Origin of the sequence: Sorangium sp. So ce367 (assembly GCF_051520455.1) — a bacterium.
In the GTDB taxonomy this organism is placed as follows: Bacteria; Myxococcota_A; Polyangia; order Polyangiales; family Polyangiaceae; genus Sorangium; species Sorangium cellulosum_B.
The window spans coordinates 11,514,894-11,530,660 of sequence record NZ_CP150334.1 but is presented as its reverse complement, the minus strand read 5'-3'; the positions used below and the strand labels follow the sequence as shown (position 1 = coordinate 11,530,660).

General features: G+C 71.4%; 10 protein-coding genes. 8 read left to right on the top strand and 2 right to left on the bottom strand.

From position 1 onward, the window contains the following. Nucleotides 1–54: 54 nt before the first annotated feature. From acnA to WME97_RS43755, 5 genes are all read left to right on the top strand, one after another. Entirely contained in the window at nucleotides 55–2,808 is a 2,754-nt protein-coding gene (gene acnA / locus WME97_RS43775) for an aconitate hydratase AcnA (protein ID WP_437546836.1), read from the top strand. Nucleotides 2,809–2,934: 126 nt separating this feature from the next. After that, nucleotides 2,935–4,236 carry a serine--tRNA ligase gene (serS, locus tag WME97_RS43770; protein WP_437546834.1) on the top strand — a complete coding sequence of 434 codons (1,302 nt, stop codon included), beginning with the start codon at nucleotides 2,935–2,937 and terminating at the stop codon, nucleotides 4,234–4,236. A 5-nt stretch (nucleotides 4,237–4,241) separates the two neighbouring features. Next, nucleotides 4,242–6,443, top strand: coding sequence for an ATP-binding protein (locus tag WME97_RS43765; RefSeq protein WP_437546832.1), 2,202 nt, complete (start codon nucleotides 4,242–4,244; stop codon nucleotides 6,441–6,443). A gap of 21 nt (nucleotides 6,444–6,464) precedes the next feature. Next, nucleotides 6,465–7,493 (top strand): hypothetical protein, encoded by a 1,029-nt coding sequence (locus tag WME97_RS43760; RefSeq protein ID WP_437546830.1) that lies wholly within the window; start codon nucleotides 6,465–6,467, stop codon nucleotides 7,491–7,493. Between the two features lie 150 nt (nucleotides 7,494–7,643). Continuing rightward, entirely contained in the window at nucleotides 7,644–8,093 is a 450-nt protein-coding gene (locus WME97_RS43755; RefSeq protein ID WP_437546828.1) for a universal stress protein, read from the top strand. Between the two features lie 16 nt (nucleotides 8,094–8,109). On the opposite strand, the gene WME97_RS43750 is transcribed toward WME97_RS43755, so the two are convergent. Continuing rightward, entirely contained in the window at nucleotides 8,110–8,655 is a 546-nt protein-coding gene (locus WME97_RS43750) for a chalcone isomerase family protein (RefSeq protein ID WP_437546826.1), read from the bottom strand. Between the two features lie 401 nt (nucleotides 8,656–9,056). On the opposite strand from WME97_RS43750, the gene WME97_RS43745 reads away from it, so the two are divergent. The 3 genes from WME97_RS43745 to WME97_RS43735 all read left to right on the top strand — a co-directional run bounded on the left by WME97_RS43745 (nucleotide 9,057) and on the right by WME97_RS43735 (nucleotide 13,845). Beyond that, complete coding sequence (locus tag WME97_RS43745) at nucleotides 9,057–10,580, top strand: vWA domain-containing protein (RefSeq protein ID WP_437546824.1); 1,524 nt, start codon at nucleotides 9,057–9,059, stop codon at nucleotides 10,578–10,580. A gap of 506 nt (nucleotides 10,581–11,086) precedes the next feature. Beyond that, nucleotides 11,087–12,283, top strand: coding sequence for an aminotransferase class V-fold PLP-dependent enzyme (locus WME97_RS43740; RefSeq protein WP_437546822.1), 1,197 nt, complete (start codon nucleotides 11,087–11,089; stop codon nucleotides 12,281–12,283). 539 nt (nucleotides 12,284–12,822) lie between these two features. Beyond that, nucleotides 12,823–13,845: a hypothetical protein gene (locus WME97_RS43735; RefSeq protein WP_437546820.1), complete on the top strand. Its 1,023-nt coding sequence runs from the start codon at nucleotides 12,823–12,825 to the stop codon at nucleotides 13,843–13,845. Between the two features lie 140 nt (nucleotides 13,846–13,985). On the opposite strand, the gene WME97_RS43730 is transcribed toward WME97_RS43735, so the two are convergent. Further along, on the bottom strand, nucleotides 13,986–14,183 hold the full coding sequence (locus WME97_RS43730) for a hypothetical protein (RefSeq protein ID WP_437546818.1): 198 nt from the start codon (nucleotides 14,181–14,183) through the stop codon (nucleotides 13,986–13,988). Nucleotides 14,184–15,767: the final 1,584 nt, after the last annotated feature.

Below are 15,767 nucleotides of genomic sequence, written 5' to 3'. Positions count from 1 at the left end.
GATTAGCGGCTTCGGGGCGCCTACAAGGGCGCTCCGGACGTTGGAGGAGGCCGCATGGTCGACAGCTTTGGCACCAAGAGCACGCTGACGGTTCAAGCCGAAACATACACCTATTACAAGCTCACCTCGCTGGCGCGAGGCGGCGCGTCGATCGACAAGCTCCCCTTCTCGCTGCGCATCCTCCTGGAGAACCTCCTCCGCCACGAGGACGGGCGCGTCGTGCGCAAGGACCACGTGGAGGCCGTCCTCAACTGGGACCCGAAGGCCCGCCCCTCGCAGGAGATCGCCTTCCACCCGGCGCGCGTGCTGCTCCAGGACTTCACCGGCGTGCCCGCCGTGGTCGATCTCGCCGCCATGCGCGAGGCGCTCGCGAAGCTCGGCGGCGACTCGCTCAAGATCAACCCGCTCCAGCCCGTCGACCTCGTGATCGACCACTCGGTCCAGGTCGACAAGTTTGCGTCCTCGACGGCCGTGAAGGTGAACGCGGCGCTCGAGTTCGAGCGCAACGAGGAGCGCTATGCGTTCCTCCGCTGGGGAGCGCAGGCGTTCACGAACTTCCGCGTGGTGCCGCCCGACCAGGGCATCTGCCACCAGATCAACCTGGAGTACCTCGCGGGCGCCGTCATGCGGCAGGGCACGCTGGTCTACCCGGATACGCTCGTCGGCACCGACTCGCACACCACGATGATCAACGGGCTCGGGGTCGTCGGCTGGGGCGTCGGCGGCATCGAGGCCGAGGCGGCGATGCTCGGCCAGCCGCTCTCGATGCTCATCCCCGAGGTCGTGGGCTTCAAGCTCCACGGCAGCCTGCCCGAGGGCGCGACCGCGACCGATCTCGTCCTCACGGTGACGCAGCTGCTGCGGCAGAAGAAGGTGGTCGGGAAATTCGTGGAGTTCTACGGCCCCGGCCTGAGCGCGCTCTCGCTCCCGGACCGCGCCACGATCGCCAACATGGCGCCCGAGTACGGCGCCACGATCGGCTTCTTCCCCGTCGACGACGAGACGATCGCGTACCTGCGCTTCACCGGCCGGCCCGCGCAGCTCGTCGCGCTCGTCGAGGCCTACTACAAGGAGCAGGGGCTGTTCCGCACGGACAGCACGCCGGACCCGGTCTTCAGCGACACCCTCTCGCTCGACCTCGGCGACGTGGTGCCGTCGATCGCCGGCCCGAAGCGGCCGCAGGACCGCGTCCCGCTGCGCGACGCGAAGCGCGCCTTCCGCGCCTCGCTCCAGGGCATGCTCGAGAAGGAGTTCGCCGCGGCCGACGCGCCCGCGGTCAAGGCGTTCCTCGAGGAGGGGGCCGGCCATGCTGCCGCGCGCGTCCCCGCGCTCGAGAAGGTCATGCGCCCGGCGGAGATCACCGAGGGCGACACGCGCTACACGCTGCGCCACGGCTCGGTCGTGATCGCCGCGATCACGTCCTGCACCAACACGTCGAACCCGGCGGTCATGCTGGGCGCGGGCCTGCTCGCGAAGAAGGCCGTCGAGCGCGGGCTCACGGTGAAGCCGTGGGTGAAGACGTCGCTCGCCCCCGGGTCGAAGGTCGTCACCGACTACCTGCGCCAGGCGGGGCTCCTGCCGTACCTGGAGGCGCTCGGCTTCCACATGGTCGGCTACGGTTGCACGACCTGCATCGGCAACTCCGGGCCGCTGCCGGACGTGATCGGCGACACGATCCGCAACAACGATCTCGTCGTGGCGAGCGTCCTCTCGGGCAACCGCAACTTCGAGGGCCGCATCAACCAGCACGTGCGGATGAACTTCCTCGCCTCTCCGCCGCTCGTCGTCGCGTACGCGCTGCGCGGCGACGTCGACGCCGACCTCTTCAAGGAGCCGGTCGGCGCGGATCGCAACGGCGAGCCGGTGTACCTCAAGGACATCTGGCCGAGCTCGGCCGAGGTCAACGAGGCCATCCGGACGGCCGTGCGGCCCGAGCAGTTCCAGGTGCAGTACGAGAACGTCTTCGCCGGCGACGAGGAGTGGCAGAAGCTCGCGGTCCCGGGCGGCCAGACGTTCGTGTGGGACGAGGGCTCGACCTACGTGCGCAGGCCGCCGTTCTTCGAGGGGCTGTCGAAGGAGCCGGCGCCGCTCACCGACATCCGGGCCGCGCGCGTGCTCGCGCTGCTCGGCGACTCGGTGACGACCGACCACATCTCCCCGGCCGGCAACATCGCCAAGAACAGCCCCGCCGCGAAGTACCTGGTCGAGCACGGCGTCGCGCCCGCGGACTTCAACTCGTACGGCGCCCGCCGCGGCAACCACGAGGTGATGATGCGCGGCACGTTCGCGAACATCCGCCTCAAGAACGCCCTTCGCCCCGGCGAGGAAGGCGGGATCACGGTGCACCTGCCCGACGGCGAGAAGACCACGATCTACGACGCGGCCATGCAGTACAAGGCCGAGGGCGTGCCGCTGCTCGTGATCGCCGGCGCCGAGTACGGCACCGGGTCGTCGCGCGACTGGGCGGCCAAGGGGACCAAGCTGCTCGGCGTGCGCGCGGTCATCGCGAAGAGCTTCGAGCGCATCCACCGGTCGAACCTGGTCGGCATGGGCGTGCTCCCGCTCGAGTTCGCGCCGGGCGAGGACGCGTCCACCCTCGGCCTCACCGGGCGCGAGGTGTTCGAGATCGACGGCATCTCGGACAACCTCACGCCGGGCAAGAAGCTCAACGTCGTCGCGACCGGGGAAGGCGGGGCGAAGAAGACCTTCACCGTCACCGCGCGCATCGATACGCCGAACGAGGTCGACTACTACCAGCACGGCGGCATCCTCCAGTTCGTGCTGCGCAGCCTCGGCGCCAGCGCCTAGCGCGTCCCTGCGCGCCGCTCCCCGCCGGGCCTCTGGCGGGGAGCGCGGGGAGCGGGCCCATCCTCGGAGCGGAGCGGCGCGTCGCGGCTGCTGACGCGCGTGCGGGCTTCGGCTAAACCCTGGGGTATGCTCGATCCTCGCTACGTCGCGGAGCACCTCGATGAGGTGCGCGCGGCGCTCGCTCTTCGCTCGCCCGCCGCCGCCGCCAGCCTCGGAGACGACTTCGCCTCCACGGTCAGCGCGAGGCGGTCCAACATCCGAGCGCTCGAGCAGTGGCAGGCGGAGCGCAACGCGGCGAACGACGCGATGGCGCGCCTTGACAAGAAATCGCCCGAGTTTGCGCAGAAGCGCGACGAGCTGAAGGCCCTGTCGACGCGGATCAAGGGGGCCGAGCAGTTCGTCTCCGAGCTCGAGAAGAAGATGACCGAGCTGCTCTCCGTCGTGCCGAACCTGCCGGACCCGTCGGTGCCCGTGGGCGCGGGGGAGGAGGGCAACGTGGTCGTCCGGGCGTGGGGCGAGAAGCCGAGCTTCTCGTTCGCGCCGAAGTCGCACTGGGACATCGGCACGGCCCTCGGCCTCCTCGACTTCGAGCGCGCGGCGAAGCTCTCGGGGGCGCGCTTCACCGTGCTGATGGGCGCCGCCGCCCGCCTCGAGCGGGCGCTCATCTCGTTCATGCTCGACCTGCACACGCGCGAGCAGGGCTACCTCGAGGTGCTGCCGCCCTTCCTCGTCAAGGACACGGCGCTGTTCGGCACGGGCAACCTGCCCAAGTTCGCCGAGGACCTGTTCAAGACGCAGAAGAGCGACCCGGAGAGGGCGTATGACCTCTACCTCATCCCGACGGCCGAGGTCCCGGTCACGAACCTCCACGCCGACGAGATCCTGGACGGCGCGTCGCTCCCGATCGCCTACGCGGCCTACACGCCGTGCTTCCGCAGCGAGGCGGGCAGCCACGGGCGCGACGTCCGCGGGCTCATCCGGCAGCACCAGTTCGACAAGGTCGAGCTCGTGCGGTTCTCGGCGCCGGAGGACTCTGCCCGCCAGCACGAGCTGCTCACCTCGCACGCGGAGGAGGTCCTGAAGCGGCTCGGCCTGCACTACCGGGTGTCGGCGCTCTGCACCGGCGATCTCGGCTTCGGCTCGCAGAAGACGTACGATCTCGAGGTGTGGCTGCCCGGCCAGGGGCTGTACCGCGAGATCTCGAGCTGCTCGAACTTCGGCGACTTCCAGGCGCGCCGCGCCCAGATCCGCTACCGGCCGGAGCCGAAGGCGAAGCCGCGGCTGGTCCACACGATGAACGGGTCGGCGCTCGCGGTGGGGCGGACGGTCATCGCGATCCTCGAGCAGTACCAGCAGGCGGACGGCACGGTGGTCGTGCCGGAGCCGCTCCGGGCGTTCATGGGCTGCGAGGTCCTCCGCGGCAGGTAACAGCGATGGCAGCGGACGAGGAAGCCAAGCGTGAGCTTCCGGAAGCGAAGAGCGCGCACAACGGGGGGGACGGCGAGCGGCGCTCGCAGGTCCCGGACTCGCGGGGCGCGCGCGGCGGGGGGGACGGCGAGCGGCGCTCGCAGGTCCCGGAGTCGCGGGGCGCGCGCGGCGGGGGAGACGGCGAGCGGCGCTCGCAGGTCCACGGGCCGCCGACCAACGCGGAGACGTCGATGGCGCTCGCGCGCCGGCGGCTCCTCGACCTCTGCAAGCGGCACAAGGACGAGCTCATCGACGACTGGATCGAGAACGTGCTGGCGCTGCCGCCGGAGCGGGGCCGGTACACCGATCGGCCCGTGGGCGAGGTCACGGAGAACGTGCGCTCCTGGCTCGCCGCGTTCACCAGGATCCTCGAGGACGGCAGCGAGACGCTGCTCGACGAGTTCATCACGCACCTGGTCGAGCAGCGCTACGCGACCGGGTACTCCATCAGCGCTCCGCTGATCGCCGCGTCCGAGTTCCGCACCGCGGTCGCGGGCGTCCTCGACACGACGCACGACGACGCCGAGGCGGACGGCTCGTCCTCGATCGACGTGCTCCGCGCCGTCGACGCGCTGCTGCTCCAGTTCGAGCACCGCTTCGCCGAGGCGTACGCCCAGCGCTCGCTGTTCGCCTCCGAGGAGCGCTACCGCGAGATCGTCGAGCTCTCGTCCGACGTGCTCGCGACGATCGACCAGGAGGGCATGCTGACGCGGCTGAACGTGCGCTTCGAGGCGCTCTTCGGGCACTCGCGGCAGGCGTGGATCGGCCGGCCGATCACCGCGCTCGCGGTCGCGGCGGACGTGCCGGCCCTGCGCACGCTCGTGCTGTCCGCGTCGCGGGCCGAGGCGCCGCGGGAGGCGACCATCCGTTGCGGGACGCGCGCTGGCCTGACCAAGGTGATGACGGTCCGGATCACGCGGCTCTACGGCGAGGACGCCTCGCTCGCGCTCATGCGCGACGTCACCGAGGAGGTCGCGCGCCGCGCGCAGATCCTCCACAGCGAGAAGCTCTCCTCGATCGGCCAGGTCGCGGCGAGCGTCGCGCACGAGCTCAACAACCCCATGGCGTGGGTGATGGCGAACCTGGAGCAGATCCGGAGCGGGGCGCACAAGCTCGTCTCGGCGGCGCGCCCGGTCGCCTCGGGCTCGTACGAGGACCTGCTGCGCGCCATCGACCTCATCGATCGCTCGTGCCACGAGGCGCTCGCCGGCGTCGAGCGGATGCGGGACATCGTGACGGACCTCAACCTCTTCTCGAGCAGCAGCGAGCGCAAGCCCGAGCGGGTCGATCTCGTCGACGTGATCGAGCTCGCGCTGCGCATGACGGGCCCGCAGCTCAGCCAGCTCTGCCGCATCGAGCGCAGCTACGGCGAGATGCCGCCGTTCGTCGGCTATCCGGGCAAGCTCTCGCAGGTGTTCGTGAACCTGTTCATCAACGCGGCGCAGGCGATGCCGAACCGCCCTCGCGACGAGAACATGGTGCGCGTGACGACGCGCTTCGACGCCGGCGTCCACCACGTCGAGGTGGAGGACAACGCGCGCGGGATGACCCCGGAGGTCGTCGAGCGGATCTTCGACCCGTTCTTCACGACGAAGGAAGAGAGCGCGCGCCCGGGCATCGGGCTCTGGGTGTCGCGCAACATCGTCGAGGAGCAGCACGGCACGATGACGGTGTCGAGCACGCCCGGCGTCGGGACCGTCTTCACGATCCGCCTGACCGGCCTCAACCCCACGGATCTGCCCGCGCCGCGGCCGCCGCCGGAGCCGCCGCGCGCGTCGTCGCGCGGGACGATCCTGTTCGTCGACGACGAGCCGATGCTGCTCAACGCCTTCGCGCGCGCGTTCGAGGAGCGGCACGAGGTGCTCGTGGCGAAGAGCGGCCACGAGGCGCTCGACCTCCTGCGGGACCGCGGCGGCCGGATCGACGCGATCGTCTGCGATCTGCTGATGCCGCAGATGAGCGGGATGGCCCTGTACGACGAGATCGGCGAGCGGTTCCCGCAGCTCTTGCCGAAGATGGCCTTCATGTCGGGCGGCGCCTTCACGCCGAGCGCGCGGGAGTTCGTGGAGCGGGTGGACAACCCGAAGATCGCGAAGCCGATCTCGCTCGACGATCTGGAGCGGGTGATCGGCGATCTTCTCAGCGGCGGGTCGAAGCGGGGGCACTAGGCTGGAGGAGCGGGGGGCTCGATGGCGGTCGCGAAGGCGAGGATGATCCGAGAGCGGGCGAACCACGCGCGTTACCGGCCGGGGCAGCGGGGCGGCTTCTACGAGAGCTTCTTCCAGCGCGCGAACCACCCGACCCGGCCGCTCGCCTTCTGGATCCGGTACACGCTGTTCAGCCCGGCCGGTCGGCCCGAGGCCGCGGAGGGTGAGCTCTGGGCGGTCTACTTCGACGGCGAGTCGGGGCGCCACGCGGTCGCCAAGCGCGAGGTCCCGTTCGCCGGGCGCTGCTCGTTCGCCCGCGACAGCCTGGCGGTCGCCATCGACGGCGCCCGGCTGAGCCTCGGCAGGCTCACCGGCGCGGCGGGCGAGGGGGAGGACGCCATCACCTGGGACCTCGCCTACGAGGGCGGTGGAGAGCCCCTTCTGCTGCTCCCGGCGGCCCTCTACGGCGCCCCGCTGCCGAAGGCGAAGGCGCTGGTCGGCGCGCCGATGGCCGTCTACAGCGGCCTCCTCCGCGTAGCTGGGCGCGAAGTGGACGTCTCGGGCTGGGTGGGCAGCCAGAACCACAACTGGGGGACGAAGCACACGGACCTGTACGCCTGGGGGCAGGTCGCCGGGTTCGACAGCCACCCGGACAGCTTCCTCGAGGTCGCCACGGCCCGGCTGAAGGTCGGACCGTTCTGGACGCCGAACATGACGCCGCTGGTCCTCCGGCACCGCGGCGAGGAGATCGCGCTCAGCTCGCTCGTCCAGTCGGTCCGCGCCGATGCCTCGTTCGACTACTTCACCTGGCGCTTCCGGACGGAGACCGATCGGCTGAGCGTCGAGGGGGAGATCTCCGCGTCCGCCGGCGATTTCGTGGGCCTGGCCTACAGGAACCCTCCTGGCGGCGTGAAGCATTGTCTGAACACCAAGATCGGGGCTTGCACCGTCACGCTGCGGCGGAAGAGCTTGGGCCGCGAGGTCGGGATCGAGACCCTGACCACGGCGCGGCGCGCGGCGTTCGAGATCCTCACGGACGACCGAGCCCATGGCGTGATGATCCGCGCCTGATCCACGCTGGACGCACGGTCCGCGGTGCTCGGCGCGGGCGGCCGGGCCGGCGCGAAGGAGCGGGGCGCCGCCGCCGAGAGATGCGCTGCGCGTCCGGCGCCAGGTCGGCTAAAGAAGGTGCGGTACGTCACCGCACGAAAGGCGGACGCCATGAGTCTCAAGCACCCCCGGACCATCCTCGTTGCACTGGACAGCTCCCCCAAGGCGTCGCTCGTCCTCGCGGAGGGCGTCGATCTCGCGCAGAAGCTCGGCGGCAAGCTCGTGCTCGTGCGCGGGATCGGGCTGCACCACAGCCTGCCCGCGGAAGCGTTGAACGAGTCGCCCACCCGGGTCCCCGAGATCCTGGAGCGGGGCGACCGCGAGGAGCTCTCGCAGCTCGCGCGCGACGTGCCGCCCGAGCTCCTGGCGAAGGTCGTGATCCACGTCGGCGTCGCCTGGGAGGTCATCTGCCGGACGGCCGACGAGGAGAACGCGGATCTCATCGTCATCGGGTCGCACGGCTACTCGGGCATCGACAAGGTGCTCGGCACGACGGCGGCGAAGGTCGTGAACCACACGAACCGGTCGGTGCTCGTGGTGCGCGACAAGCCGTCGGACTGACAGCGGCTCGCCTGCCTTAGCGGAGCCTGGCGATGAGCTCTTCGCTCAACGTGGGCTGATCGATCTTGCCCAGCCAGATCCGCCAGGTGGCCTTCATGAAATCAAGGCCTGCCACGGTCGCCGTCCCGCCGCCGGCGACCGTGACGGTGGTCGCCTTCGCGCCCGGGTCGTACGCGATGGTGACCTCCGCTCCCGACTTGAGGTCTCCCTCGAACGCCGCCACGAACCTCTCGATCTTCGGCGTGTCCGTGTATCGGTTCAACGCATACGCCTCCCGCAGCGCCTTGACGATGCTCGCGCGGTCGACGTCGCGGAGCATCGTCCAGACGAACTTCTTCCCCGTGTCCATGTCGATGACGGCGTCCTTGGACCTCGTGGCAGGGAGCTGCTCCATGTAATGGCTGATCCGATAGACATCGATGTTGAGCACGCCGATGGTCCTGACGCGGACGCCCGTGCCGGTGAGCGTGTAGCCAGGCAAAGCAAGGAGGCTCCCGACAGCGAGGAAGACCGCCGCGAACGCGGCGAGAAGAGCTGGAGATTTGGTTCGCGCGAGTTGCATCGGATCGACCTCCTCCGGCATCGCCGCTCCGTGCGGCGCATCGTGTCCGGGCGCCGCGCTCCGGCGATCGCCCGTCGACGGTCGTGAATGAGCAAGACCTGAACCACCGACAGAGGGACGCTGGGAGTCGCAGATCTCGCGAGATCTCGAGATGTGCCCTGGAGTCAGGCAGGGACGACCCATGGATGTGTGCTCGGAGGGGGCTCCGGGCGCGGGCGCGGAGCGGCGGCCTTTCGCCGGTGCGAGGGCCGGCGGCGGTGGTGCCGACGCCGGCTCTCCCGGAGATCTTTTTTCGGCCCGGTCCGTAGAAGCCGCGCGCTGCGGGGACCGGGAGATCGCGGCGGAGGGACGCGGGTCCCCCCGTGGGCCGCGCCATGGCTTGCGGCGGAAGGAGCTTCTCGATGCGGACGATGCTCGCTGGATTGCTGATGGGATGGGCGGCTCTGGGCTGCACGGCCAGCGCGGGGGCGCCTCCGGGCACGAGCGCCGCGGCGGTGGCGGCCGCGCCGGGCGCGGCGGCGCGGGAGGAGGCGGCGAAGCCGGTCGCCGTGGCCGCCGCCCCGACGGAGCCGGCCGAGCCCTCTGCGGCGGCGGCCGACGTGCCGTCGTCCCAGCCGGAGCCGGCGCCCGCGGGGAACCAGGGCGTCTGGATCGGCGCCGCGGGCGCGAGCGCCTTCGCGCTGCCGGGGACGCGCGAGACGCAGCTCGGCGTGTGGATCGATGTCCCGGCGGCGCGCGCAGCCCGTGGACAGCCGCGCGCGCCAGCGGCGGTCGTGCTGCTCGTGGACGCCTCCGGCTCGATGCAAGGCCCCAAGATGGAGAACGCCCGCGCGGCGGCGCAGGCGTTCGTCGACAGGCTCCCCGACGGCGATCTCGTCTCGGTCGCGTCGTTCGCCGACACCGCGCAGGCGCGCGTCTCGCCGACGGTGCTCGGCCGGTCGACGCGCCCCGCGGTGGCGCGCGCCATCGCCGCGCTCGGCCCCGACGGCAGCACCAACCTCTTCGGTGGACTCCAGCTCGCGGAGCAGCACGCGCTCGCGGCGCCGTCGACGCACGCCGTCCGGCGCGTGGTGCTCATCTCGGACGGCCAGGCGAACATCGGGCCTTCCTCTCCCGACATCCTCGGGGCGCTCGCCCAGCGCGGCGCCGCGCACGGGGTACAGATCACGTCGATCGGGGTGGGCGCCGACTACGACGAGCGCACGCTCAACGCGCTCGCCCTCGGCTCCAGCGGCCGGCTGTACCACCTCACCGAGGCGCGGGAGATGTCCTCCGTCCTCGAGCGCGAGCTCGCCCTGCTCCAGACGACGGCGGCGACGGGCGCGTTCGTCGAGATCGTCCCGGCGCCCGGCGTGGAGCTGCTCGACGTCCCCAACGAGCGCACCGAGCGCTCCGGGGACGCGCTCCGGGTGCTGCTCGGCACGATGTTCGGCGGGCAGCACCGCGAGATGCTCGTGCGGGCGCGGGTCACCGCGCCGGCGGCCGGCTCTCACCCGCTGGCGAGCGTGCGGCTCCACTTCCGCGACGCCGAGAGCGGCAATCTCCCGCGCGTGCAGGAGGTGGTCGCCCGCTACGATGTGACGAGCGACCCGGCCCTCGTCGCCGCGCACCAGAACGAGAAGACGCAGACGATCGCCGCGGTGATGGAGGCGGGCATGATGCAGCTCGACGCGGCCCAGGAGGTGAGCGCGGGCAACTTCGGCGCGGCCGAGGCGAAGCTCGCCGCAGCGGAGGACCGGCTCCGGCAGCAGGCGGCGCGCGCCCGCTCGGACAAGGACAAGGAGCGCGCCGTCCAGGCCGCCTCGGCGGTGGCGAGCGCGCGGAAGACCGCGCGCGCGGCCGCGGCGGCTCCGCCCTCACCCGCGGCGCGGCGCATGGATGCGCTCGAGATGAACAGCGCCTCCCCGGTCTGGTCGGGCCGCTGATCCGGCGCCGCCGCCGAGGCGCGCCGCCGGCGCCTGCCCGTTCTGGCGCCTGCCCGTTCTGGCGCCTACCCGTTGCCGATGCCTGCCTGTCGCCGCTGACGCCTGCCCGTCGCTGATGCCTGCTCGTCGCCGCTGACGCCTGCCCGTCGATGACGGTCCGTCATGGTGGGCGGGCGCGCGTCCATCATGAGAGGGCAGGTGCGGTGTCCCTCATGGGGCCGAAGATGGGATGTCCATCGTGGGACGGCAGGTGCGGTGTCCGTCATGAGAGGGCAGATGCGATGTCCGTCATGGGACGACCGGACGCGATGTCCATCATGGACGGGTTGACCGGCTCTGCATGACCGGGGGAATCCGGTCATGGTTGATCCATGATTCAACATTGACGATACAATCCATCATGGACTGGCAGCTGCTCCTCGCGTGGCCCTCGACAGAGGTCGGGGCCCGCGCGACATTGTTCCGGGCCCTCCGGCACGTCGCCTCCTCGGGGCCCGCTCCTCGCCATGAACCCGAACGCCTTCCCGGAGTCGCGCGCCGCCGCCGTGCGCGAGCTCTGGTCGCTCGACCCGGCCGTCACCTTCCTGAACCACGGCTCGTACGGCGCCTGCCCGCGCGCGGTGCTCGAGGCGCAGCAGCGCTACCGCGAGCAGCTCGAGCGCGAGCCGGTCCGGTTCTTCCTTCGCGAGCTGGAGCCGCTGCTCGACGCGGCCCAAGGCGCGCTCGCCTCCTTCGTCGGCGCTGACGTCGACGACCTCGTGTTCGTCCCCAACGCGACCGTCGGGGTCAACACGGTGCTGCGGTCGCTCTCGCTGCGACCCGACGACGAGCTCTGCATCACGGATCACGGGTACAACGCCTGCAACAACGCGGCCGAGGCGGTCGCGGCCCGCGCCGGTGCGCGCGTCGTGGTCGCGCCGGTGCCGTTCCCCATCGAGGCGCCCGAGCAGGTGGTCGAGGCGGTGCTCGCGCGCGTGGGGCCGCGGACGCGCCTCGTCCTCGTCGACCACGTGACGAGCCCGACGGGGCTCGTGTTCCCTGTCGCCTCGCTGATCGCCGCGCTCGCGGAGCGCGGCGTCGACGTGCTGGTCGACGGCGCGCACGCGCCCGGCATGGTGCCGCTCGATCTCCGCGCCCTCGGGGCGGCCTATTACACCGGCAACTGCCACAAATGGCTCTGTTCGCCGAAGGGCGCGGCGTTCCTCCACGTGCGGCGGGACAAGCAGGGCGCGGTCCGCCCTCTCTCCATCAGCCACGGCGCCAACTCGCCGCGCACCGACAGGTCGCGCTTCCTGCTCGAGTTCGACTGGACCGGCACGGCCGACCCCAGCGCGGCGCTCTGCGTCGCGGACGCGCTCCGCGCCATGGCCGCGCTCGTGCCCGGCGGCTGGCCCGCGCTCCAGGCGCACAACCGGGCGACGGCGCTCGCCGCGCGCGACCTCCTGTGCGAGGCGCTCGGCTGCATGCCGCCGAGCCCCGACGCGATGATCGGCGCGCTCGCGACGGTGCCGCTCCCCGACGCGCCGTCGCCCCGGCTGCGCCTCGATCCGCTCCAGGACGCGCTGCTCGAGCGGTGGGGGATCGAGGTGCCGGTGTTCGCCTGGCCCGCGTCGCCCCGGCGGTACCTCCGGATCTCGGCCCAGATCTACAACGACAGGCCGCACTACGAGCGGCTCGCGGCCGCCCTCGCCGCGCTGCTGTAGCGGCGCGCGGCAGGGCCCGGCCCCGCGCCGCCGCTCCGTCGCCGGGCGCCGCGCGGAGCTCGCCTCTGCCTCCGGGTCGCCCCGTGCCCGTTTCGCCGCGGGTCGGCGCTCGCGTCGGCCGAGGCGCGTCCAGCGCTCGCCGGAGCAGAGCGCGCGCGCCCGCCGAGACGATAGGATGCGCGCTCCAAGGAGACACGATGCCACGTCGAATCCTGGTCTTGTCCTCGCTTTCCTGGCTGGCGGCGACCCTCGCGGCTGCGCCCTCCGCTGCGCAGCCCGCGACGCCTCGCCCGACAGCTAGCCCTGCGCCCTCCGCGTCGGCGGGAACGCCTCCGGCACCGGGCGCACGGCAACCGCCCGCGACGCCGGCGCCGAGCACACCGCAGCCGCCGGCTTCAGGCACACCGCAGCCGCCCGCGACGCCGGCGCCGGGCACACCGCCGTCGCCCGCGACGCCGGCGCCGGGCACACCGCAGCCGCCGGCGCCGGGCACGCCGCAGCCGCCGGCTTCAGGCACACCGCAGCCGCCCGCGACGCCGTTGCCCGGCGGGCCGCCGCAGCCCCCGGCGCTCGGCGCGCCCGGAGCGGGCGCACCTGAGCCGGACGCCTCGCCGCTCGCGCCGGAAGAGGCGCACACCGCGCCGGGAGCGGCCGGGCCGCCCTCGGACTCGGCGCCGCCCGACCGGAAGCCGGGCGGGGCGGAGGCGGGCCGCAAGGGCAGCACGCCGGCGCCCTGGGTGCTGTCCCTCTCGGATACCGAGCTGGGGCCGCCGCCCGCGCGCGGGTCGGGCGGCAGAACCATCGACGAGGGGGCCGTCCCGCTGAGCCAGCGTGGCGCGATCGGCCTGGAGACCTCCTCGTTCACCGGCGGCGACGGCGAGGTCTCCGGGCTCGCGGTCGCGCTCTTCGCCCGCATGCCGTTCGCCCAGCACACGTTCCTCGATGTCCGACTCCCGTTCGGGCTCGCGATGGCCGAGCGCACCGACGCCGTGCTTGGCAACGTGACGCTCGGCGCCCATCACGTCGCCCGCGTCGGCCGGACGTTCTGGCTCACGGTGGGCGGCGACGTCGGGCTGGCGACGCTCTCGGGCAAGACCCACCACCACGCCAGCTACGAGCCCGTCAGCGCCAGCCGGGCGTACTGGGATCTCCACGAGTACTTCCCGAGCATCCTCCCCATCCACGCGCGCCTCGGCGCCGAGGCCCACGTCGGCTCACGGATCATCGGGCGCTTCCAGATCGAGCCGGTGCTCTACATCCCGCTCGGCCGCAACAAAGAGTACGAGGTCGCGATCCAGCACGCCGCCGAGCTCCAGATCGGCCACGGGATCGGCGGCGGCGTGCGCGTGCAAGGGATGGCGCTGCCCACGTTCGACAACGTGAGCATCCGGCACGCCGTCGCCCGCAATCTCTACGTCCTGGCCATCGAGCCTTTCCTCGCGATCGAGCGCAACCTCGCGTTCCTCCGAACGGGCCTGCTGCTGCCCTTCGACGAGGAGCTCGGCCCGCCGCTCGACCACACGTGGGGCTTCCACTTCACCGCGGGCGTCCGCGTCGACTGAGGCCGCGGCCTGGGCAGAGCGGCGGTCTCCCGCTTCGGATACGGGCCCAGATCGGCGTTTTCGGCGCGCAAGCGCACTCCTGTGCGCTGAGCACCGAAAACGTCGAGGTGGGCCCGTATCCGAAGCGGGTGACCGTCGCTCTAGGCGCCGCGCGCCCGGCTTGCTTCGCCGATCGCGTAGGTGATGTGCCCCTCCAGCTCGCCCGCGGGCAGCTGCTCGGACTCCACGACGACGAGGCGTGCTCCCGCGTCCTCCGCGAGCAGCTCGAAGGTCTTCGGCGCACGATCGTGCAAGTGGCTCGGCAAGACGATGGCCAGCGGGCGGAGGCGGACGGCCACCCCCCACGCCGAGCCTGCATCGCAGGAGCGGACGAGGAAACGAGCCCGCGCTGCAACCCTCCGGCAACGAGCCAGAAAATGGGGGCTGCAGTCGAGCGCCAGCACCATGGGTATCCGGATCAACTGACTGCTACTAGGGGGCTCCGACATAGGAAGATGCTACTCCAGCGAAGCGCGATTGCGCGTCCTCTTATCCCGCATAACCGATACAGAGCCTTCCCGAAATAGAAAACAACAAGCTCGCCAGCTCATGTAAGCAGTCACGCGTGATTTTGGTGTATTGGGTAACGTTCTGTGAGCGCAGGATATTTGAAATGAACGCTGCGAGAGGGGGAGGCGCCAGCGCACGAGAGTCCCCGCGGGACCGCGCGCAAAATCGCCGAGAATTCGGCCCTCCTTGCGCTTCAACAGGAGCGCGTGATGCCCTGAGCGATCGCGCGTTGATGAAATGATGCACCATGGACGGAGAAGGTCTCGGCGCATACCAGTGAATGCAACATGGCGATCCGGTGTCGGGAACGCCCGGACGAGTGAAGTCGGCGCACACGTGGTAGACGCCGCTCGGGACGTAGGTTGTGAAGGCAGCGTCCACGAGAGCGTCGCACAAGATGGCTCGTGTTCACCCCTGACGCTGCCCAGATCGCCGCAGCGGCTCCACGCCTCCAGCCTGTCGAGGTCGGCACGCGGCAAAGGAGTTGGCGAGCACACGTCATGGAGATCGTGTGTCATCGCCACGCGGCAGGCGAGCCGCGCCAGCGCCGCCATCGGCCGGACCCGCTGCCCGGTCGCCGCGGCGCTCCCTCGCCGCGCGCCATGCATCGCGGCAGGCCGCGCCGCGCGCGCCCCGCGAGGGCTCGGTGAGCTCGACACGCCCTGTGTTGCCAACCACCCAGCGCCCGCCGATCGCCGCGACGGCCCTGAACCGGTTACGCTCCTCACAGAAGCTCGGGGGCGCCACCCACCCAGCCCCCTCCGAAATGTTTCCGCCAGGTTGCGGGGAGCGCCGACGCCGGAGGCGACCGCCGGCGGCGCGATGGCCCCGCCGGCAGAGAACCGGACCCTCTCCGAGGCCGGCGGCTGCAGGGAAGGAGCACCGGGGAGAGGTCGAGAGAGGTGGCGGTGTCGAGCTGGCACCTGCAATAAGGTTCCAACTATATCATCTCGTGGCCCGGATAGAAGAGAACAGCGTCGGGTTGTGATCGCAAAGGCGTCGGCCGTCGCGGTGGGGCGACGACCTCGCATCCAAGGTCGGAGTCGGCGCTGTGGCGGAGCTGTATTTTTACAGTAACACCCCGGGAAGGGGGGTTATCCTTCTCGGCGGTCGGATAGCCGACCTGATCGGGCGATAGCGTGGATCACCCGTCAGGGAGGCGGCGCGCGCGCCAGCAAGCGGGTGGTGCTCTGATCCCGAGAGAGCTCAGCCGAGGTCGGGAGGTTAGGAAGAACACTTGCCTACCACCCGGACAATGGGGGTTTCAGGCGGACACGACCCCCGAGCTCCGGTGATGTTTTGACGAGTGGACTCCTCGACGCGCCGCCGCGGCGCGAGGGTCGTGCGGCCGTCGACGCGTGGCACGGGGCTCG